Genomic DNA, 21,662 nt, shown 5'->3' with positions numbered 1-21,662 from the left:
GCGGGCGGTTTTGACAATTCAGGCTACGGGCGATTCCTGATGCAGTTCCATCACGCAGGGAAGCTCGCTCAGGAACAGTGATAGGACCATGTGACCCAGACTGTTGAGGTGAACGCCGTCGACCTGGAAAAACGTCGGGTGGCGCGGAATAGCATCGAAGGTATCGGCCACCGTGAACGAACGCTGAATAGCTGCGTTGATGATGAATGCATGACATTGGCTGCGCAGCCAGTGATCGAGGGTATTCAGGGTTGGGAAAGGGGTTAGAATAATGATTTTGTCGCGGAAAGCGGTCAGTCGGTCGAAGGCATCTGTCAGCTGATGGCGAAAGGTGTGCAGGTAAGGAACGTCTTTGCAGAGCCGGTTGTAGACCCGCAACGCTGTCGTTTTAGCCGTATCCTGCCACCGGTTACGGTTCGATGACTCGGCTGCTTTATACAGCTTTTCGGTTGCCTGATATGGTTTTGGCGTAGCGCCGGCCCGATAGACGCTCGTTCTCCGGTCCGACTCCCACCGACTCTTGAACAGGTCGAGAAACGGGCGTCGCCACGACAGTTCGTAGTGGCCCAGCTGAAATAGAATCAGATCGGCGGCCTGAAGGTCAGCCTGATACTGCGTTACCAGGCTGTCGATGTGGGTTAGCTTGACCATACTCAGACAGCGCAGGTGAACCGGTTCCTGCGCTGCAATTTCCAGGTGGTTGGCCCATTGGCGGGCGAAACTCAGATGGGGCTGAACGCCGTAGTTACCCGTATGGCATCCGCCGATCACAAGTATATTCATGGTGCTGGGTTAAGAAATGCTATGTCTGAGTACGCGCCACAGCCATCGCAGTGTTGCCCCGCAATCAGCCGATTGGTAGTCAAACCGGCTTACTCGCTGAGTAGGATGCCTATTGTGACGCCAGATTTCACGGAAGTTTAACCAGCGTATAAAATCGCATTAAAAAAAGAGCCACCCCACGTAACGGGGATGGCTCCTGACTGATAACCGAAGGGACAATAAACCGGTTACTGCAAACCGAAAACCAGCCTTCTACCGCGCCGAATAGTTAGGCGCTTCTTTCTGAATCTGGATGTCGTGGGGATGGCTTTCGCGCGAACCGGCCGTCGTTATCTTGACGAACTGCGCCTGTTGAAGCGTCGTAATATCGGCTGCACCGCAGTAACCCATACCGGCTTTCAGGCCACCGACCATCTGGTAGATGATTTCCGATACCCGGCCTTTGTACGGTACCCGCCCGACGATACCTTCCGGTACCAGCTTCTTGATGTCGTCCTCGGCATCCTGAAAATAACGGTCTTTCGAACCATCTTCCATCGCTTCCACCGAACCCATGCCCCGGTACGTCTTGAACCGGCGACCTTCGTACAGAACGACTTCACCGGGTGCTTCTTCCGTACCGGCCAGCAATGAGCCGATCATGACCGTACTGGCACCGCCTGCAATGGCTTTGGTGATGTCGCCCGAGAAGCGGATACCCCCATCGGCAATAACAGGAACATCGGTACCTTTCAGCGCCAGTGCGGCTTCGTAAACGGCCGTTAGCTGTGGCATACCGATACCGGCGATGATCCGCGTGGTACAGATACTACCCGGACCAACACCAACTTTTACGGCGTCGGCACCGGCATCGGCCAGCGCCTTGGCACCGGCACCCGTCGCGACGTTACCGGCGATAACCTGTAGATTCGGGAACTGCTGTTTGATATTCCGAACGGCATCCAGTACCCCTTTCGAGTGACCGTGCGCCGTATCGACGCTGATCACGTCGACGCCCGCTTTGACGAGGGCTTCGATACGCCGGGTCAGGTCGGGGGTTACGCCGACGGCAGCCCCGACACGCAGCCGACCCAGTTCGTCTTTGCAGGCGTTGGGATGGCTTTTCTTTTTCAGAATGTCTTTGTAGGTAATCAGGCCCACCAGTTTGTACTGCTCATCGACGATGGGCAGCTTCTCGATGCGGTGTTCCTGCAAAATGCTTTCGGCTTCTTCGAGTGTCAGCCCCGCTTTAGCTGTAATCAGGTTTTTGCGGGTCATGATGTCGGTAACTGGACGCGACAGGTCGCTCTGGAAGCGAAGATCACGGTTGGTCAGGATACCGACCAGCTTGTTGTCGGCGTCGACCACGGGAATGCCGCCGATCTTGAACTCGCGCATGATCTTGAGCGCGTCGGCCAGTGACGAGTCTTGCTGAAGTGTAATGGGGTCGATGATCATCCCACTTTCCGAGCGTTTCACTTTGCGGACCTGATCGGCCTGCGCTTCAACGCTCATGTTTTTGTGGATGATACCAATGCCACCTTCCTGCGCCATCGCGATGGCAAGTGCCGACTCCGTCACGGTGTCCATGGCCGCCGAAATAAGCGGAACATTGAGCCGGATCGTACGGGTGAGCTGGGAAACGGTGCTGGTATCGCGGGGGAGGACTTCTGAGTAAGCGGGCAGAAGCAGTACGTCGTCGTAGGTGAGAGCCTCGTACAGAAACTTGCTGGAATCTAAGCTCATGGCAAATAGCAGGTGTTGTTATTTGCCGGACAAAACTACGACAAATTCCCCGACTTATCGCCCTGCTGCGGATAATTTAACACAGCCTCGCCAACGGGCTAATCAGCCTTACCAGTCAATTTCCGCTGAACCGTCCGTACGAAGTCGACAGATACTCCGGTAAGATCGGCAATTTTCTCGGCTGAGAAATCCGTATTCATCAACAGATTGTTAATGATCAATTCTTGTCCCCGGATGTACAGGAAGTCTTTTTCCTCTTTGAAAAACGAAGCGATACTGTCCATGACGGTAGTTAAATTTAATTCTAAATTACGTAGCTGAGTCAGGATACGCAACTGATTAATATGTCTCTTCAACGACAGATCGCTTTCGGTCGTTTCATTAATCCGTTGAACGATTTGAGTCAGTACCTCGACTGCGTCATTGCCACGAAAATCAGTTAGCACGGCCAATACAACCTCTTCAGGTCGTTCTGATCGTAGAAATAGCTGATAGTCCAGGTCCGTAAACGAAATAAGCGAAAACTCGAACTGCATTCTCCGGTGCATGAGCCGTACGGGCATTGTCGGTTTTGTCGATCCCAGAAAAATGACGAATTGTTCAATGGGTAATCCATATTTCCGACTAAGCATGACATAGTATTCCGCCATGCGATAAACCATCTGCGGTTCGTCGGCCAGTTGAAACTCGATTTGAAGCACAAACGTATTGCTTCGTACATCGGTGACTCGCTTCAGTACATCAGGTTTCCGCTCCTTTGTATGCTGAACATCGTCCGGTAACTCTTCTGTTGACGCAGTCTCTATACCAAGCACGTTCTGTATTAAACTTGGTATGATAGCCTCTAAGTTTTCCCGAAAGATTTTGTCGTACTGACCTGCTTGTTTTCCCATCCTATATCAGTATGGCAATGGAAATATACCCTCTCCTGAGCTTACTTACGCTCGTAGGTCACGAAGTCAAAGGTGGTTTCGTGACGGTCGTCAGCGGGGTGAGGAACGCGGGCCGTTTCGCGCCATTGGCTGCGGTCGAAGTCGGGGAAGCGGGTGTCGCCGTCGTAGTCGCGATGGATTTCGGTCAGGTAGAGTGTCGTCGCAACGGGGAGCGCCAGTGCGTAGATTTCAGCCCCACCGATTACGAAAATCTCGTCGGTATCGGTCTTGTGGGCTTCAGTCAGAGCATCGTCCAGCGTCGATACGCTGATGGCACCGGGCATCGTGTAATCGGCCCGCCGACTAATGACGATGTTGGTCCGGTTGGGTAAGGGTTTGCCGAGCGCGTCCATCGATTTGCGCCCCATAATGATTGGATGCTGACTGGTTTTGCGTTTGAAAAACGCGAAGTCGTCGGGCAGGTGCCACGGTAAATCCGGTGTTCCGTCGGGTCTGTTCCGACCAATCATGCCGTTTTGTGCAACGGCCGCAATAAGGCTAATTTTCATAGTGATTGAGTGATAAAATGATTGAGTGATTGAATGGGCTGACGCATAGCATTCAGTCATTCAATCACTCAATCATTCAATATGCTTATAATCGGTTGCCGCGTAGAAATTCTTCGGCGGTCATGCGTCGCTTGCCTTCCGCCTGTAGTGAGTCGATTGATAACCAGCCGTCGGCAGCCCGGACCAGAATTCGCTTTTTCTCGTCGGTCCAGGCTTGGCCCGGATCAGCCGCAAATGGCGAATCGTTGGCGACCGATACCGCATATACCTTGAAAAAGCGGTCGTTAATCATCGTCCACGCGGCCGGGTAGGGCGACAGGCCCCGCACGAAATTGCGGATGGTGTGAACCGACTGGTTCCAGTCGATGCGGGTGCTGTCGCGACTGAGTTTGGGGGCCGGTTTCAGGTCACCGGATTCCGGCTGGGGGGTGGGTGTGTAGTCGCCTGCTTCGATGGCTCGTACTGTTTTCAGTACCAGGTCGGCCCCGCGTTCCATCAGGCGGTCATGCAGGCTACCGGCAGTATCGTCGGGGTAGATCGGCTCGCGGTCGCTGAACAACAGTTGCCCTGTGTCGATCTCTTTTTCAATAAAGAAAGTGGTGACGCCCGTTTCGGTTTCGCCATTGATGATGGCCCAGTTGATGGGAGCCGCCCCCCGGTACTGCGGTAGCAATGACCCGTGCAGGTTCAGCGTACCTACGGTTGGCATGCCCCACACGACTTCGGGTAGCATCCGAAAGGCAACAACCACTTGTAGGTCAGCTTTGTAACTGGCTAATTCGTCGAGAAATGCCGGGTCGCGCAGGCGTTCGGGCTGGAGTACGGGTAGATTGGCTGCCAGCGCTGCTTTTTTAACAGGTGAGGGCGTAAGCTGAAGGCCGCGACCCGACGGGCGATCGGGGGCGGTCACGACGGCAACCACCTCGCAGCCAGCCCCCAGCAGTCGTTGCAGGCTGGTGACGGCGAAGTCGGGGGTACCCATAAAAATGATACGAAGTGAGGATGCCATAGAAGGGAGAAATTTGGGACGGTCGACAAATCGGCTGTTGCTATCGCCCGGAAGTTTCGTAATTTTGTCTCACAAACGCGCCGGAAATGGCGCGTTTCGTCCGTTAAACAGACTTTGGTAACGCGCATGCGACGATCCTTTTATCCTGTTTCTGAACCGCTCGCTTCGGTACGCCGACGGCGACCCTGACGCGTCTGCAAAGAAAATCAATTTGATTGCAGAACGGTCGGTGGGCCGTTTTTTTGTTTTTAACCCAGTCCTAAGTAATCCCCAGTATTCGTTAGTTATATAAGTCATCATGGGAAAGATTTCGTACTACACAGAAGAAGGTCTAAACCGGCTCAAAACGGAGCTGAACGAATTAAAAACGAAAGGCCGTGCGGCCATTGCCCATCAGATTGCCGAAGCCCGCGACAAGGGTGACCTCAGCGAAAATGCCGAGTACGACGCGGCTAAAGATGCGCAGGGACTTCATGAGCTGAAAATCTCCAAACTCGAAGAAGTCGTAGCCAACGCCCGTATCCTCGATGAGTCGACTATCGATACATCGCAGGTGTCTGTCCTGTCGAAAGTGAAAATCCGGAATAAAAAGAACGGTGCCGAAATGACTTACACGCTGGTATCGGAAGAGGAAGCCGACCTGAAAACGGGTCGTATTTCGGTGAGTTCCCCCATCGGTAAAGGCCTGCTGGGCAAGCGTGTCGGCGATATGGCCGAGATCAAAGTACCGGCCGGGATGCTGGAATTCGACGTTATCGATATCAGCCGGTAAAAAGACAGTTCACGGTATACGGTTTTCGGTGGTCGCCACCGTAGCGTGGGTCGGTCCAGGCTAAGCGTGCGCCAGACACCGTAAACTGTATACCGTAAACCGAACCCCCAACACTATGCCTTCCATATTCTCCCGTATCGTGGCTGGTGAGATACCAGCGCATAAGATCGCCGAGACCGACGCGTTTCTGGCGTTTCTGGACGTGATGCCCACCACTACGGGCCACACGCTGGTGATTCCGAAACAGGAAGTCGATTATATTTTCGACCTGGACGATGCTACCTATACGGACCTGATGCTGTTTGCCAAACGCGTGGCGTCGGCCGTTGAAAAGGCGATTCCATGTCAGCGTATAGGCGTTGCCGTCGTCGGGCTGGAGGTGCCGCACGCGCACGTTCACCTGATTCCGCTGAACAGCATGGCCGACATGGATTTCAGCCAGAAACTGGAGCCCCGCCCAACCGCTGAGGAGTTAGCTGCAACGGCGGAGAAGATTAGAGAGCAGTTATTATAATTTAAGGTTTGTGGTTTATGATAGCTGACGCACATATGTAGCCTGGACCTCCAGGTCCGGGTGCCCGTCAGGGCAACTGTGTAAGGCGGATGCTAACAGGTCGCTGTTGCGCCCACCCGGACCTGGAGGTCCAGGCTACACGAAAACACAAATCACAAAACTTAAACCGTCAATAATTCACATACTGATTCACGACGGAGCCGTCGCTGTAGAGGTCGACGAGGGCGTAACCGGCGGCCGTGTGGTGGTATTTGCCGAACCACCACGCGCCACTGACGGCACCGTTGCAGAAGTACGATACCCCGTCGTAATCGACCCGATCGGTCAGGTGAATGTGGCCGCTCAGGGCTGATTTGACACTTGGATGCCGGTGGAACAGGTTCGTTAGCCGCACGGTATCGCTGTGCATCCAACGGGCGGGGACGTTCCAGTTTTCGTCGGTAAAGCGTTGTCCATCAAAGAAAACACAGGCGGCAAGAATCGGTACGTGCGATACGATCAGGACCGGTGTCTGCACCGGAACCGCTTTCAGATCCGCTTCCAGCCAATGATACTGTTCATCGTCCAGATGGGCGGTGTACCAGCTACCGTCGGCTTTGGGCTGTACGCTGTCGAGCACAATGATATGCCAGCCGGCCCGGTCGAGACTATAGTAGCGGCTCGTCATCTGTAACTCATCCATGGCCCACTGCCGGCCCCCCATAAACCCTTCTTTTGTTTCCTGCCGACACCAGATATCGTGGTTACCGACGCAGTTCAGCACGGGCAGGCTATTTTCGCTGGTCAGCACCTGCCGGTAGAGTTCCCACTGTCGTTTTACACTGTCGGCCTGTCGGCCGTGTGCTTCCATGATTGCATCGCCCCCGTTGATAATCAGGTCGGGCTTTTCGGGCAGGTTCTGGGCGTGGTGCAGGCAGCGTTCGAAGCCTTTCGCGGCCCCTACCAGCGACTGCATATGGACGTCGGTGATGTGGGCGATGCGCAGCACGCGCTGCGGGGTAGTGGTGGGGTGGGCGGTGGCCCAGGGCGAAAGGGAGGTGGCTGCCAATCCGGCGCCGATTCGTTTGACGAGATCCCGACGATTCATACCTGCACGATGGTTGGTGCAAAATAAGCGAGTCGCCTAACCCGGCATGTTATCGGCTGATTACGATTCCGTTAGCAAATTGAGTAGGAGAAGAAAGATATGAGAGGTAAGAAGAAAGAGGTGAGAACAAAGACTGCGTTGCGGTAACCTCTTTCATCTTTCTTCTTACCTCTTTCTTCTTCTTCTACCGCCCAAACTTCAGCGTCGTGCCGATGCGGAAGCCAAGGCCCTGATAGGTCGTGTTCTGCCACTGGGAGATGACTTCGACGCGGAAGAAGGGAAGCACCTGGGGAATGAGACCGTCGAGTCCGTAGCCCACTTCCGTGTAGTTACGCGACGCGGGTGTGGCCAGGTAGTGCACGAACAGATTCTCCTTTAGCCCCAGCAATCGCAGGACAGTCAGTTGTGTCAGCACCAGTTGGCGGAACTCGCCCAGCACATGCCCCTCGGCAAAGCGTTTGCCCGTGCTGTACTGGTAATACGGCAACAGCCGGAACACCGAGACCGGATCGCCCTGTTGCAGGAAAAACTCATTACCGGCGAAGTGCTTGAAATCGGGGAAATACAACTTTTTGTCGTTCAGAAAGCTGCCTGCACTGAGTTGATAGCTGAGTCGACTGCGAATGCCGACGTCGAAGCCGTGGGCTAGTGTCGCCTGTAAGAAATCGTAGCTGACCGGGTCGGTGGCTTGCAGGCCCATCCCTTTCCGGTAGTTGACCGTCAGCAGCGGGGCATCGTTGTCGCGCCGGGTGATCCGGCGGCCGTTGCGGATGGTATATTCGGTAGTTCCCAGCCGGGCTGAGGCTGTCAGGTTGAGCGTGACGAGCGAATGCACGGGGAATGCCGTGCTCACAAGCTCTTCGTTGACCGGTCGGTTAGGCGTATACGTCCGGTTTCGCCAGTCGATCAGTGGTTTTATGTTTTCTTTGAAGTTGTCCAGCTCCGTACGTTGCGCGTATTCCAGACTACCGGTCAGGCTAATCCGGTTTTTGAAAGGCGTAGCCGTAACCGTCAGATTGGCAAAGTCTTTCTGGTACAGCTTCATGAAATTCTGTTCGAACAACAACGTGGTAAGGCCGTTAAGCGCCGGGCTGATGGGGTTGTCGGGGTTGTACTGAAACAGATACCGCCCGCCGGTCAGGTCGATTTGGGTAGTTTTGTGCCGGTACCCCGCCTGCCCGTAGCCAACCAGATTCTGCCGGCCAAACTGATACCGCGCTGTACCCCCCACCGACCAGTCGCTGAGCGGTATTTTCACGAATCGATTGACCGAGTCGACGCGGGGACGATAGCGCAACAACAGCCCCATCTCAGCGGTGTATCCCTCGACCGTGTTGTAGTTTATCTGGCTCAACGGCCCCGTGTAGCTAAGCGATGTCGGCTTCGACAACGACCACGTATGGCCCATGAGCAGCTTACCGATCGTGACGGTCTTCTGCTTTTTTGCCGATGGATTCTTGGCCTTGGCCATGCTGTCGATCTTCACCTTGTCGCCCGTTCGGATCACGCGCAGGCTGTCGTTTTTGCGGTAACTGATGCGTTCGTCGGTCGTCAGCGGCACCGAGCGGAGCGAATCCCAGAAGGCCGTCGACCGTTTCAGGGCCAGCGTATCAACGATCAACGAATCGTCGCGTACCACGGCTACGTCGGCACCCTGTTTTTTGCGGGTCTGCTTTTCCTGCTTTTCGTATTCCTTCATCATCTGGCGCAGGTTCTTGGTCGAAAACTCCTTCTGTTTCTTTACCAGTGCATCGAGTTGCTGCCCTTTGATATCGCCCTTGGACAACGACTGCGTGGGTGGCGCTTTCTTCTCATCGACTACTTCGATGTCTTCGATAAAAGCCGGATTGACGACGAACTCGCTGAACGTCAGGTTACGCACATACTGCCCGTTGCCTTTTACGCCCAGATACGAGCCCGCTCCGCTGTATCGCTGATTGGTTGGCATCCAGACGCCTTTGATCGGGCTGCACAGGTTGCGGATGGTGAACGAAATCCCGATGCTCGATACGGTTTCGAGTTGTAGGCTGTAGATTGCCCAGGTATTTTCGATGATGAAGATGGTCCCGCGAAAGACGCCCTCCCCGTACTGACGCGGAATGACCTGAATCTTGCTGACTTCGACCGGCGTGCCATCGGGGGCGTTTTCACGGAAGGTGCCTTTGTACTCGAATCGGTAGTAGCCGAACGCTTTGGGCGAGAGGGGCGATACGGCCCCGGCAACAGTTGGACTGTAAAAACTGACGTTGTAAAACTGATTTGGACTCAGGAAGTCGCCCTGCGAGTTCCGGTTGGCGATGACGCGTTGCCGGTACACGTTGGGTTGCTGAAACGTCACCTCCGCCACGGTTTCGTTGAGTATGGGTACGCCCACTTTGAAATTGGCGTCGCGCTCGGCCTCTTTCAATTGCTTTCTAAACAAGGATTCCGCGCCGAATGGCAGGTCGGTAATGGTGATGGTGGACTTGGTGTAGACGCGGGCCTTAAACCGCTGCACCTGTAGCTGGTGAAATCGGCTTTTCGCGATGGCCCGGCGCATGATGGTGTAGGCCGGATCTTCCTTCCCCGCTTTGGTTTGTACTTCGGCCAGCCGCAGTGCCTGCTCAGTCAGGGTTATGTCCAGCGTCGTGTAGTCGTTGCTGATGTCGACCGTTTTCTGCACGGTCTGGAAGCCCAGCGATTGAAACGTGACGGTGTAGGTGCCGGGCGTCAGCGCAACGTCGTATCGTCCTTCGCTGTTGGTGATCGTACCCGTCGGGCGGTCGTCGGCCGCACTTTTCCGAACCACGACAGCTGCGTAAGGTAGGGCGTCACCCGATGCACTTTTGACAAGTCCCCGCAGGCCGGTCTGGGCGAATGTTGACTGAGTAAGTACGATTGAAAAGAGAATCAGTAGGGAGCGAAGCATAAGCCAAACGATGGACTATTCACTACAACGATGCCGGATGCCCCAAATGGGTTGCCTCGTCGAAATAGTATTATCGACACGAATAACCGTGTATCTTTCCAGAAAACGTGATTTTGTACGATGAATAAACCGATTTACCTGTTCTTGCTGCTTCTTTTTACGGCGACCTGCTCGGTTGCCCAATCGCTGACACCGACCATCATTCTGCCTGAACGCGACCGGGCGCGGGTCGTCGATGAAATTCTGGACGACCGATTTACCAACCTGCTGCCCCAGCTTATGCGTCGCGAAGGCATCGATATGTGGGTGATCATTTCGCGGGAATACAACGAAGATCCGGTGCTGCGGACGATGCTGCCCAGCACCTGGCTGTCGGCGCGTCGCCGGACGATCATTGTCTTTTACGATACGGGGAAGGAACTGGAAAAGCTGGCTATTGCCCGCTATGATGTGGGGAACTTGCTGAAAGGTGCCTGGGACATCGACGTACGACCCAACCAGTGGGATGCGCTGGCGAACATAATTCAGCAACGTAAACCCAAAAAGATCGGGCTGAATATGTCGACTAACTACGCTCATGCCGACGGGCTGTCGAACACAGAGCACGATGAGTTTCTGCAAAAGCTGCCGGCGGAGTATCGGTCGCGGATCGTGTCGGCGGAAAAGGTGGCTGTCGGCTGGCTCGAAACGCGTACACCCAAAGAAATGGCGATCTATCCGATGATCTGCCGACTCTCGCACGAGATTATTCAGGAAGGTTTTTCGGAGCAGGTTATTCAGCCGGGCATTACAACGACCGACGACGTGGTCTGGTGGTTCCGGCAGCGCATCACCAACCTCGGCCTCGACACCTGGTTTCACCCGACCGTCGACATACAACGCGCCGACGAAAGCGATTTTAACCACCTGCGTACCTTTTCCAAGCGCCCGGATAAGCAGGTAATCATGCCCGGCGACCTGATTCACGTCGATTTCGGCATCACCTATCTGCGACTGAATACCGATCAGCAGCAGCATGCGTATATTCTGCGTCCCGGCGAAACCGACGTACCGGAGTCGCTCAAAGCTGCGTTCAAACAGGGAAATCGCCTGCAGGATATTCTAACGGAACAGTTCAAGGCGGGCCGGACGGGCAATCAGATGCTGCTCGTGGCGCTGGAGCAGGCCAAGAAGGAAGGCATCACCGGTACGATCTATTCGCACCCGATCGGTGTACACGGGCATGCGGCCGGACCTACGATTGGCTTATGGGATCAGCAGAAAGGTGTACCCGGCCCCGGTGACTACCCACTGATGGCCAACACGGCCTATTCGATCGAACTGAACGCGGCCGTCGAAATTCCCGAGTGGAAGAAAGTCGTGCGGATTATGCTGGAAGAAGACGGCTTTTACGACGGGCAGACATTCCGCTACATCGACGGTCGCCAAACGGAAATTTATACCATTCCCCGTAAGCTGGGGTACGTGAAATAGGGCGACGTATGTCTGCATTAATTAAAGATCATACGTTCAGTAAATTTCTAGCGAGTGGTTTGGTTTTTCGCCGTACGTTTGAGGTTTCCTTTTTCTTGTTTTCTATCACATTCCTCAAAACAGTATGCGTATCAATTACTTCCTCTCCATCATTGCCCTGTTCACGCTGACCCTGACCGGTTGTTCCAAATCTGACGACAATGTTAACCCCAGCACAACCACTGCGTCTGCTGATCTGCTCGCACGTACCTGGGTTTTCAACGATATCAGTATTCAGACAGATGCTAAAAAATATCAGCTGCCGTCTACGTTACCAACCGGGCAGGGATTGTTAGGCGATGATAACGTGGTGACATTCAAAAAGGATGGTACGTATTCATACCTTGACAACAAGGCTACCGTTACCGGCAAGTGGACACTGACCGATAAAACGCTGGTTATGGTTGACGCCGATCAGTCGACAAGTACCTGGACCGTAAACACGCTCTCTGCAACGGATTTGAAGCTGGGTAGTATCACGGTTAACTTACAGAAAGGGACTAATCTGAACGATAGCAAGGTATATAGTAAAGAGGAGGCATCGGTCGGTGGAGCAGGTTTGCTGTTGCTGGCCACGCTTGATAAAAGCTACGGTGGAACGATTGATTTCAGCAAAGAGCCTGAACCAAAAACCGTTCAATTTCTGGTGAACGGCAAAGCGAAATAAGCAGCCGCTATACAGCGCAGACAATCAGCCCTGACGATACAAATGTCTGTATCGTCAGGGCTGATTGGTTAAGAGCCGGATACGAATCAGCCGTTTTCCGTCGGCGTTGGGCTGCCCGATGCTAAGACTGTCGATTTGAACGCCCGGTGCCGTCAGTTGCTTTTGCACGTCACTGGCTTTGCTGACGATTTTTCCGTTCACCTGATAGGTCACCGTTCCGTCCGGAAAGTCGAACAGCCGGAATGTCCGCTCGACGGATTGATAGCCCGTTCCGCGCGGACTGACATAGTCGTAGATTTCCCGGTTAGCTGGTTTGAGCTGATTGTACGTTGGCAAGGTTGCGCCAACAGGGCGAGGCTGCCCAACGGCAAGGGATGCCGTCAGGAGTGAAAAAGGTAAGATTGAAAGGCGTATTGGCATGGCCATATGCTGTTTGGTCTGGTAGACCCACATAGAAGCCGTTGGGTTGTAGAGACGCAATCCTTTGCGTCTCCCCGCCGGATGGCTAGCGTCGGCAGGCTAGGTTGCTAACGGCTGACGCACGTTATGGCTAACGCGTACGTAGAGACGCAAGATCTTGCGTCTCTACACATACCGGATGGTTTCGCTGGCTGGTTAATTATTGCCGGCCATAAAAAAGCCGGGCACTTTCCAGAAGTGCCCGGCTCGTAAACCGTATATCGTAAACCGAATACCGACTAAGCCAGCCGGTTGATGCAGTTCAGGTCTTCGAACGCAACTTTTAGGCGGCTAACCATGCTCTCTTCGCCTTTACGCAGCCACACGCGTGGATCGTAGTATTTTTTGTTCGGCGAATCAGCACCTTCCGGGTTGCCCAGCTGCGATTGCAGGTAGCCTTCTTTCGCTTTGTAGTAGTTCAGGATACCTTCCCACATTGCCCACTGCATGTCGGTGTCGATGTTCATCTTCACGGCACCGTAGCGGATGGCTTCGCGGATTTCCTCGCGGCTCGAACCCGAACCACCGTGGAAGACGAAGTTAACCGGCAGCGGACCCGTGTTGTATTTCTCCTGAATGTAGTTCTGCGAGTTGTTCAGGATGATCGGCGACAGCTTCACGTTACCCGGCTTGTACACACCGTGTACGTTACCGAAGGCAGCAGCGATGGTGAAGTTCGGCGAAATTTTGCTCAGCTCTTCGTAGGCATACGCTACTTCCGACGGCTGCGTGTACAGCTTCGAATCATCGACGTCGGTGTTGTCGACGCCATCTTCTTCACCGCCCGTGACGCCCAGTTCGATTTCGAGCGTCATGCCGATTTTAGCCATCCGTTCGAAGTACTTGGCGCAGATTTCGATGTTTTCTTCGAGTGGCTCCTCCGACAGGTCGAGCATGTGCGACGAGAACAGCGGCTTACCGGTCTGATCGAAATGCTTTTCGCCGGCGGTCAGCAGGCCGTCGATCCAGGGTAGGAGTTTCTTCGCGCAGTGGTCGGTATGCAGGATGACCGGAACGCCGTACAGTTCAGCAACGTGGTGTACGTGCAATGCCCCCGAAATCGAACCGGCAATGGCACCCTGCTGCTTATCGTTGGGCAGACTTTTACCAGCATAGAAAATCCCCCCGCCGTTAGAAAACTGAATGATAACCGGCGAGTTAACGGCCTTGGCGGTTTCCAGCACGGCATTGACCGAGTCCGTACCGACTACGTTGACGGCGGGCAGGGCATAATCATTCTCATTGGCGTGGCGAAAAAGTTCGGTAACGCCTTCGCCGGTTACGACACCGGGCGCAAAGCGGGTGGCTACATCGCTCATAAGCAAGGGATAATAGTGTTGGTTTTTAGATTATGACAAGATACAATTAGCTAAAACGGGTGTCGACCACTGTATCTGACTTCGGTGGGTAAAGTTCTGAATAGTATGGAAGAATTACTACTATTGCGACTAATCAACATCAGTATTCATGCGTACAATCCTTATTCTGTTGGGGTTAGTAACCGTATCGTATCGACCTGTCTGGTCGCAACCTAACCTACCCGACACGGACTACGCCGTTTTTACCGCAACATTGAACTATCTGTCAGTTTGCGTTGATCCCGGCAAGGCGCACCGGCGGGGTGAGCGGCTCTTGATCCGCACGGTCACGCGGCCGCAGGATAAACACGCTTTCCGCTTCAACTTTGGAAAAGACCAGGAAAAGCTGGCGTTCCTGCTTGAGCCTGCCAGCACATTCTACACGGAACCCGGCTGGGTTGCTTTTCTGTCGTCGGTCGATTCCGCAAAGTTCGTGTCCTATTCAGTACAACGTCCACTCAACCTGGCCTGTCGCAAAACGGAGTTATGGACCACGCAGCAGGACGACGTTTATTTCGGGTCAACGGCCGGCGAAGGGCACTGGGGCCTGTGGAAAAAATACCCGGACTACGGTGGTATCGTCTCGCTCTCCAGTGTCGTCTACGCCACCGATGCGACGAAAGCGGTTTGTTACTGCTCGATTGTCAGCGATCCCAAAGCTGGATCGGGCCATCTCGTTTTTCTGGAACGACAAAACAGACAATGGGTCGTTGTCGGCAATGCAATCCTGTGGATCGCATGAGTAAGTACGCCGGTGATCGACGCTTTTCTGGTCAGTCAATACCAGCCGCTGATATACCGTGAACACACTTTTTTTCTGCCCGTACTGGGGCCTTGAAAGCCTGACTTATCCCGAGGTCGCCAAACGGGTAAAAACTGCCGGTTACGACGGGATGGAAATCGCGGCCGGACCTGACAAACGAGCCGAGGCCGTGCAGGTGATGCGCGATAACGGACTCCAGCTGATTCTGATGGCGTTCGGTGGTAGCAGCAACTTCGCCGAGCACCGACGCGCTTACGAGAAAGATCTGTATGCGATTGCTGCCCATAAACCGTTGTTTATCAATTCGCAAACTGGTCGTGACTATTTCTCTTTCGAACAGAACCTGGAACTGATTCAGCTGGCATTGACCGTGCAGCAGCAAACCGGCGTCACGATTCTGCACGAAACCCACCGGGGCCGGTTTTCCTACAGTGCACCCGGCATGCAGTCGTATTTGCTGCGGCAACCCAACCTGCGCCTGACGGCCGACTATTCACACTGGGTCAACGTGGCGGAGTCGTACCTGGGCGAACAGACAGCCAACATGGAGCGGGCTATCGCCGTCAGCGATCATATTCACTGCCGGGTAGGCCACCCCGAGGGGCCGCAGGTCAGCGATCCGCGTGCGCCGGAGTGGGCCGATGCGCTCGAAACGCACGCTCGTTGGTGGGATGCAATTCGGACGCGATTACAACGCGCTAACGCCCCCCAACTGACCGTTTCCTGTGAGTTTGGCCCGCCCACCTATCTGCCGGTGCTACCGTACACGCAGCAGCCCGTTGCCAGTCAGTGGGACATCAATCTGTTTATGAAAGACCATTTGAAAAAACGGTGGGGCGTGTGACGAAATTAACGTATACGCAGACTCAGATTCTGTAAACTTTACCGGCAAACAATTGTATATTTATGTGCATGGCACGGCTACAATTTTTGTTGGTTTTTCTGCTAACCGGTCTCATCGTCGGGCCGGTGCGGGCGCAGCTATCGCAAACACTGCGGCTGGAAATGCCGGTCAGCACAACCGAATCACAATCGTTCGATGTAACGCCACTCGCCGATCAGGGGGTGTTGCTCACCGTTCAGGAGGGAGGTACCTGGCTTGACAATTCGCCACCCCGCTTCACCTTCCGCAAATACGACACTCAGCTACGGCCGGTCTGGTACCGAAGCATACTGGAAGAGCGGACCATGCGCCCGGTAACGGCCTTTACCAGCGGTCAGTACCGCTATCAGTTGTTCCGCGCCATCGACAGCAATCGCTTTCGGATCATTCGGGTCAGCACCGATGAGGGGATGATGGATGCGTTTGAGGGGGCGCTGGTCGATGATATGAGTATTCAGCAGTTTAAGGTGCTGGGTAGTCAGGCGTATATCGGTGGGTATTTCCGGGGGAGGCCCATCGTCATGTCGTTCTCGTTCTTCGATCGGTCGGTACGTGTACTGCCGGGGCTGTATGCCAATAACGTTGAAATCAGTAGTATCGAAGTCGACGAGTACAATCAGGAAGTCAACGTGCTGATTCACTCAACCAAGCGACACTGTCAATTCACCGTTCGGACCTATGGCTACGACAACAAACTCATCCGGTCGCTGAATTTCGACGGAACGCAGAACAGCCTGATTTCCGGGAAAATTCTGCCGGTCAACGAAAACGAATCCTTACTGGTCGGCAACTACTCGGCCGACTGCACACCCTATTCGCAGGGTATCTATGTCACCCGCATCCGGCGAGACTCATCGGGCGTTGTCGATGGCGAAGCGGCAATCCGGGATATTCAGTACATCGATTTTTCGCAGCTGGCGAACTTCTTCAACTACCTGAAACCGAAGCAGCAGGAGCGCATGCTGGCCCGCGCCAACCGAAAGAAAGAGATCGGCAAGTCGTACAAGTTTCGGTATAAACTGCTGGTGCACGATCTGCTGCCGACGCCAAACGGGTTGACAATGGTTGCCGAAGTATACTACCCGCACTACCGAAGTTCGACCCTGGCAAACGGCAGCATCCGTTCCATGGATCGGTACGACGGCTATCAATACACGCACGCTTTCGTTTGTGGTTTTGATCAGGCCGGCAAACTGCTGTGGGACAACTGCTTACCTATTAACGGGGTGCTTAGTCGGGAATTGAGTGAAAAAGTGCAGGTCTCGCAACTGGGCGACAAAACGATACTGGCGTACCCGAATGGCGGGCAGATCAATACCGAGGTGATTCAGGGAAACCGGGTGCTGCAGAAACCGGAAGCCGTGCGGCTGCTGACAACCGATGGCGAAAACGACCGGGTAACGTTCTCGGAAAATGACGAATTGATGCCCTGGTACGATCGTCACTTCCTGGCGTGGGGCTTTCAGAAAATCGCCAGTCGGCTGAACTACGGGATGCAGCGTGAAGTCTTCTACATCAACAAGCTCAGCTACGAACTCGATCGCCAACTGCCTGTTCTCCGCACGGCAGCGACTAGAAAAAGCGACGAACCAAAGCGATGACCAGGTTCAGCACGATACTGACGACAATGCAGGTGACAATCGGAAAATAAAAGCCGCCCCCGTTTTCACCCGTCACGCGAATGTCGCCAGGTAGCCGTCCCAGCCAGCCCAGCTTGTCCCCGAATAGCCAGACGATCAGGCCGACGAGTACCAGCCCAATTCCGGCCAGCACGATGTATTTGCCAATAACAGGATTCATAGCTGTGTAACGCGTCTGACTGCAAACAAATTCTGACTAGCGGTGCCCATGCCGACCTCGCAGGCGCGGATGGGGGCGGGCCAGTCCGAGCAGGCCGCCCGTATCGGTACGTTCCAGCCCGTAGCGTAGGTAAACGCCGTAATAGGTCTTTGCGGAATCGGTAAACTCGTTGCTGAAATCGTAGTAACCCGTTATCAGACCGAAGCCGAATTTTCGGGTGATCTGCGCAAAAATGCTGTAGCTAAGTTCGAGCATCAGGCTTCCCGGTTTGCTGAACAGCTTACCCGCGCCAATGGTCATTTCGCTGGCAAACGGACCGTAGTTGCCCACATCCATCGTGACGCGCCCTTCGACGAAAAAGGTTGTGTCGGGCCGGAACGTACTGCGCCCGGCTGCAACGCCAACATCGATGACGTTGAACGTCTTGCCGATTTCAATCGACTGCACGGCCCGGTCAGCCAGCTTACCGGCCCCCGTGTAAATGCCAAACGGCATCGACCGGCCGTACCAGGGCGCATTCTTGAAACTGAACGGCGATTTGGTCGTGTCTACGTCCGATGGCGATCCGCTCTGCGCAAATACATAGGCGGGAAAAACGAGTAGGAGGAGAAGTAGACGCATAGACGAAGGAAAGAGGTCAGTTTACGGTATTCGGTTTACAGTACACGGTTTTCGGTGTACGGACAATCGCACGGGAGGAGTTCACTGGATAGGTACCGAAAACCGTATAATGTAAACCAACTATTCTACCTGCTGAGCAAACAACTGCGTCAGGGCGTCGGTCGGGTCGAGGCACAGGCCGGGGTGGACGGGTGACGTTTGTACGACGGTGCTGCGTGTAGCAGTTAGCCAGCGGAATCGGGCTGCGATGGGTAATTGACCAATCGGGCCACCTTCGCGCCGACCGACGCAGACGCGCTCGAATGCACCCAGGCGCTCCGTTAGTTCTGTCAGATCCAGGGTCGGGCAGAGGGCCAGTAGTCGCGCTTCGGGCAGCATAAATCGAGTGCGAAGAAAACCCTGCGATGCGCAGTAAAGGATGACACCCACGTTGATGAACTCACCCCGCTCGACACGCGGCACCACGCGGATGATGGCGTACTCAAACAAGTGCTTCTCGGGCATGTTGGGCTTCGCTGACAAAGCGTTCAGAGGTGGCAAGTCGGTCGGTTAAAAACTGGATATAGGCGTCGCGCTGTGGGCCGGGGGCATCATCGTCGGCCAGCCACACGTCGGGGACAAGATCGACGATGGCACGGATGCGATCGGGCGTCAGGAGCAGACCGAAGGCCGTATCGACGGTCGTCAGTTCCGACGCGTAGGGCAACAGCACATGGTCTTTGATCTGCACGAACGCCCGCTGACTATGCTTCGCCCAGTCGGGGCCGGTATGGTGCAGATACAGTGACGCACCGTGATCGATCAGCCATAATTCCTTGTGCCAGATCAGCATATTGGTATTCCGCGCCGTCCGGTCGACGTTCATCGTCAGGCTGTCGAGCCACACGATTTGCGACGCCAGTACCGGATCGACAGTGTTGATGATCGGATCGAAGGTGATGGCTCCCGACAGGTAATGCAGTGCCAAGTTGAGTCCTACACTGGCCCGAAGTAAATCCTGAATTTCTTCGTCGGGCTCCGTGCGGCTGAATACCGGATCGAGTTCAGTAAATACGATTTCCGGGATACGCAGACCCAGCAGCCGGGCGATTTCGCCCGAGATCAGCTCGGCGATCAGTGCCCGCGCACCCTGTCCGGCTCCACGAAATTTCTGGACGTACAAAAAATCGTCGTCGCCTTCGACAATGGCCGGTAGCGATCCACCTTCACGCAGGGGCGTAAGGTAGCGAGTGACCTGAACAGTGCGAAGCTGAGGGGGCGAATAAGGCACAGGCGCGGTAGTCAGTAGATGAAAAAACGAGGATGTCAGGCGGGGGTATCGAGGTAATGTACGCTGCTGTTGACACTATGAAAACTTACGTTCAATTCCCGATAGCCAACCTGATGCGTGCTAATGACGAAGTCGGGCGTGTCGGGCCGGAGCTGCACGTAAGTCGACGGTGTCAATAGTGTCAACAGGTTACCGCGCTGCACGACTTTGTCGATGTGGTAATGCCCGCAGGCAACCGTAACGTGGCAGGGTAAGTCCCGGGTTAGCTCCAGAAACTCATCGGTTTGCGTAAACGGGCTAATTCGATCCATGCTCTGCATATCAGCCGGTAGGGGCGGGTGGTGCATGAAAATCAGCAGGTTGTTGTCGCGCAGCAACTTCATGTAATCGCGCAGCCAGGCCCACTGGTGCTCAGAAAAGACGCCCTTCGATGAATCCAGAAACAAGGCCGGGAAGCCATCGAGCGACACGGCGTAATAGAGTTCATCGCCGTGCAGATCGTTTTCCCGACGGAAGGCTGCTGCCATGAGTGCGGCATCGTCGTGATTGCCGGGAACGACATAAGTCGGCCAGGGTAGCTTTCGCGTTTCGGCCCTGATCCAGTCGTAAATAGCCTGGTCGCCGGTGCGGTTACAGAGGTCGCCACCCAGCACCAGACAGTGTGGCTTGACGTCGGCTAGTGTCGCCAGCACCCGCAGAAAGTTCTGCCGTACGTCGACACCCTGCGTATGCTCCGTGTCGGTGTCGATGTGTAAGTCGGTGATAAAAGCAATACGCATAGGGGGAGCGGATTAGGGGACGAAAGAAGAGAGAGAAAAGATGTGAGACAAAAGAGAAAAGACGTCAGCGGTTGGCTATACTATTTTTTGTCATCCCGAGCCTGCGAAGGACCTTCTGTAACAGTAGATTCCCTAGCCAATCCCGAAGATCCCTCACAGGCTCGGGATGACAGAGACTCGTCTCGGGTTTCTTCATAAACACCTGATAAGCCGTACGCTATCTATCGTCTCACATCTTTTCTCTTTCTTCTCAAACCTGTTTTGCCTGATTCCAGTAGACGTCCATTTCGGCCAGCGTCATATCGCGGAGCGATTTACCGTTAGCGCGGGCCTGTTCTTCGATGTACTGGAATCGCTTGATAAACTTCTTATTTGTGCGTTCGAGCGCCGTTTCGGGGTTGATATCGACAAAACGAGCGTAGTTGACGAGCGAAAACAGCAGATCGCCAAACTCACCTTCCGCCCTTTGTGGGTCGATCGACTGCCCTGGCGTTTCGATGTTGAATTCGGCCTTGAATTCCTGCATCTCTTCCTCGACCTTTTCCCAGACCTGTTCTTTCTCGTCCCAGTCGAAACCGGCACCGCGTGCTTTTTCCTGAATCCGCATGGCTTTCACCAGCGCGGGTAACGAGGCCGGTACGCCCCCCAGCACCGATTTATTGCCTTCTTTCAGCTTCAGTTGTTCCCAGTTTGCCTTGACCTGTTCCTCCGTATCGGCGACAACGGGGTTGCCATTGGCGTCGCCGTAGATGTGCGGGTGCCGACTGATGAGTTTGTCGCATTCACCATTCAGCACGTCGGCTATGTCGAAATCACCCGTCTCCGACGCGATCTTAGCGTAGAAAATCAGATGCAACTGTACGTCACCGAGTTCCTTGCGGATATCAGCCATGTCTTTGTTCAGGATGGCGTCGGAGAGTTCGTACGTTTCTTCGATGGTCAGGTGCCGTAAGCTGTCGAGGGTCTGTTTACGGTCCCACGGGCATTGCTCCCGCAACTCATCCATGATGGTTAGGAGTCGGTTGAAGGCCATGAGCTGCTCCTGTCGGCGGGGGGCTAATTGCTGGAAATCGGTTGCATCGTTCATCATTCGAATAAAACATCAAAACCCGGATTGGTTTAGCCACCGAGTAATTTTCTTTGAAATGGGAGGGTAACTCATATCGATGTTAGTAGCGTAGTACCTGCTACGGCTGTTTACCCCCCGCCCCCTGAAGGTGAGGTTTACCCATAAGTTGGGGGTTTTGCCTGTGAGTACTCGTTCTTTGACATCCTGTATCCATCTACTACCGTCTGAAAGTGCAGGTAGCC

General features: G+C 54.4%; 22 protein-coding genes. 7 read left to right on the top strand and 15 right to left on the bottom strand.

The annotated features are described in order from the left end of the window. Positions 1-18 precede the first annotated feature (18 nt). From CLV58_RS05400 to fmt, 5 genes are all read right to left on the bottom strand, one after another. Complete coding sequence (locus CLV58_RS05400) at positions 19-783, bottom strand: SGNH/GDSL hydrolase family protein (RefSeq protein ID WP_106136769.1); 765 nt, start codon at positions 781-783, stop codon at positions 19-21. A gap of 252 nt (positions 784-1,035) precedes the next feature. Further along, positions 1,036-2,508 carry an IMP dehydrogenase gene (gene guaB / locus CLV58_RS05395; protein WP_106136768.1) on the bottom strand — a complete coding sequence of 491 codons (1,473 nt, stop codon included), beginning with the start codon at positions 2,506-2,508 and terminating at the stop codon, positions 1,036-1,038. A gap of 98 nt (positions 2,509-2,606) precedes the next feature. Next, the gene (locus CLV58_RS05390) at positions 2,607-3,323 is read right to left on the bottom strand and encodes an RpnC/YadD family protein (RefSeq protein WP_245882225.1); all 717 of its coding nucleotides are present in this window, start codon (positions 3,321-3,323) and stop codon (positions 2,607-2,609) included. A gap of 119 nt (positions 3,324-3,442) precedes the next feature. Then, a complete protein-coding gene (locus tag CLV58_RS05385) occupies positions 3,443-3,949 on the bottom strand; it encodes a dihydrofolate reductase (RefSeq protein ID WP_106136766.1) in 507 nt (168 codons plus the stop codon). 85 nt (positions 3,950-4,034) lie between these two features. Further along, positions 4,035-4,958 (bottom strand): methionyl-tRNA formyltransferase, encoded by a 924-nt coding sequence (fmt, locus tag CLV58_RS05380; RefSeq protein ID WP_245882224.1) that lies wholly within the window; start codon positions 4,956-4,958, stop codon positions 4,035-4,037. 298 nt (positions 4,959-5,256) lie between these two features. Here fmt and greA point away from each other — a divergent pair, with 298 nt between their 5' ends. Next, entirely contained in the window at positions 5,257-5,730 is a 474-nt protein-coding gene (gene greA / locus CLV58_RS05375) for a transcription elongation factor GreA (RefSeq protein WP_106136765.1), read from the top strand. Positions 5,731-5,845: 115 nt separating this feature from the next. After that, positions 5,846-6,244 (top strand): HIT family protein, encoded by a 399-nt coding sequence (locus CLV58_RS05370; RefSeq protein WP_106136764.1) that lies wholly within the window; start codon positions 5,846-5,848, stop codon positions 6,242-6,244. Between the two features lie 169 nt (positions 6,245-6,413). Here the strand turns inward: CLV58_RS05370 and CLV58_RS05365 are convergent, their stop codons facing one another. Together CLV58_RS05365 and CLV58_RS05360 are read right to left on the bottom strand one after the other, a co-directional pair. Beyond that, complete coding sequence (locus tag CLV58_RS05365) at positions 6,414-7,331, bottom strand: metallophosphoesterase family protein (RefSeq protein WP_106136763.1); 918 nt, start codon at positions 7,329-7,331, stop codon at positions 6,414-6,416. A gap of 184 nt (positions 7,332-7,515) precedes the next feature. Next, the gene (locus CLV58_RS05360) at positions 7,516-10,239 is read right to left on the bottom strand and encodes a DUF5686 family protein (RefSeq protein ID WP_106136762.1); all 2,724 of its coding nucleotides are present in this window, start codon (positions 10,237-10,239) and stop codon (positions 7,516-7,518) included. 120 nt (positions 10,240-10,359) lie between these two features. Here CLV58_RS05360 and CLV58_RS05355 point away from each other — a divergent pair, with 120 nt between their 5' ends. Then, positions 10,360-11,712 carry a M24 family metallopeptidase gene (locus CLV58_RS05355; RefSeq protein WP_106136761.1) on the top strand — a complete coding sequence of 451 codons (1,353 nt, stop codon included), beginning with the start codon at positions 10,360-10,362 and terminating at the stop codon, positions 11,710-11,712. A 124-nt stretch (positions 11,713-11,836) separates the two neighbouring features. Next, on the top strand, positions 11,837-12,418 hold the full coding sequence (locus CLV58_RS05350; RefSeq protein ID WP_106136760.1) for a hypothetical protein: 582 nt from the start codon (positions 11,837-11,839) through the stop codon (positions 12,416-12,418). Positions 12,419-12,472: 54 nt separating this feature from the next. Here the strand turns inward: CLV58_RS05350 and CLV58_RS05345 are convergent, their stop codons facing one another. Both CLV58_RS05345 and fbaA read right to left on the bottom strand, forming a co-directional pair. Continuing rightward, positions 12,473-12,838: a hypothetical protein gene (locus CLV58_RS05345; protein ID WP_146141372.1), complete on the bottom strand. Its 366-nt coding sequence runs from the start codon at positions 12,836-12,838 to the stop codon at positions 12,473-12,475. A gap of 278 nt (positions 12,839-13,116) precedes the next feature. Then, positions 13,117-14,196 carry a class II fructose-bisphosphate aldolase gene (fbaA, locus tag CLV58_RS05340; RefSeq protein ID WP_106136758.1) on the bottom strand — a complete coding sequence of 360 codons (1,080 nt, stop codon included), beginning with the start codon at positions 14,194-14,196 and terminating at the stop codon, positions 13,117-13,119. Positions 14,197-14,344: 148 nt separating this feature from the next. Here fbaA and CLV58_RS05335 point away from each other — a divergent pair, with 148 nt between their 5' ends. From CLV58_RS05335 to CLV58_RS05325, 3 genes are all read left to right on the top strand, one after another. Next, positions 14,345-14,977 (top strand): hypothetical protein, encoded by a 633-nt coding sequence (locus tag CLV58_RS05335; RefSeq protein ID WP_106136757.1) that lies wholly within the window; start codon positions 14,345-14,347, stop codon positions 14,975-14,977. A gap of 58 nt (positions 14,978-15,035) precedes the next feature. Further along, positions 15,036-15,842 carry a sugar phosphate isomerase/epimerase family protein gene (locus CLV58_RS05330; RefSeq protein ID WP_106136756.1) on the top strand — a complete coding sequence of 269 codons (807 nt, stop codon included), beginning with the start codon at positions 15,036-15,038 and terminating at the stop codon, positions 15,840-15,842. A 68-nt stretch (positions 15,843-15,910) separates the two neighbouring features. Continuing rightward, positions 15,911-17,482, top strand: coding sequence for a hypothetical protein (locus tag CLV58_RS05325; RefSeq protein ID WP_106136755.1), 1,572 nt, complete (start codon positions 15,911-15,913; stop codon positions 17,480-17,482). Here CLV58_RS05325 and CLV58_RS05320 read toward each other — a convergent pair. The 6 genes from CLV58_RS05320 to mazG all read right to left on the bottom strand — a co-directional run bounded on the left by CLV58_RS05320 (position 17,454) and on the right by mazG (position 21,438). Next, on the bottom strand, positions 17,454-17,681 hold the full coding sequence (locus CLV58_RS05320; RefSeq protein WP_106136754.1) for a DUF2905 domain-containing protein: 228 nt from the start codon (positions 17,679-17,681) through the stop codon (positions 17,454-17,456). The genes CLV58_RS05325 and CLV58_RS05320 overlap by 29 nt on opposite strands. 36 nt (positions 17,682-17,717) lie before the next feature. After that, on the bottom strand, positions 17,718-18,302 hold the full coding sequence (locus CLV58_RS05315; RefSeq protein ID WP_106136753.1) for a hypothetical protein: 585 nt from the start codon (positions 18,300-18,302) through the stop codon (positions 17,718-17,720). Between the two features lie 120 nt (positions 18,303-18,422). Then, on the bottom strand, positions 18,423-18,806 hold the full coding sequence (locus tag CLV58_RS05310) for a DUF3037 domain-containing protein (RefSeq protein ID WP_106136752.1): 384 nt from the start codon (positions 18,804-18,806) through the stop codon (positions 18,423-18,425). Next, a complete protein-coding gene (locus CLV58_RS05305; RefSeq protein WP_106136751.1) occupies positions 18,784-19,572 on the bottom strand; it encodes a HipA family kinase in 789 nt (262 codons plus the stop codon). Before CLV58_RS05305 ends, CLV58_RS05310 begins: the two co-directional genes overlap by 23 nt. Before the next feature lie 35 nt (positions 19,573-19,607). Beyond that, positions 19,608-20,351 (bottom strand): metallophosphoesterase family protein, encoded by a 744-nt coding sequence (locus CLV58_RS05300; protein ID WP_106136750.1) that lies wholly within the window; start codon positions 20,349-20,351, stop codon positions 19,608-19,610. A gap of 250 nt (positions 20,352-20,601) precedes the next feature. Next, positions 20,602-21,438 (bottom strand): nucleoside triphosphate pyrophosphohydrolase, encoded by an 837-nt coding sequence (mazG, locus tag CLV58_RS05295; RefSeq protein WP_245882223.1) that lies wholly within the window; start codon positions 21,436-21,438, stop codon positions 20,602-20,604. Positions 21,439-21,662 lie beyond the last annotated feature (224 nt).

This window comes from Spirosoma oryzae (assembly GCF_003002825.1).
Lineage (GTDB): Bacteria > Bacteroidota > Bacteroidia > Cytophagales > Spirosomataceae > Spirosoma > Spirosoma oryzae.
This window is presented reverse-complemented; position numbering and strand designations above follow the sequence as displayed.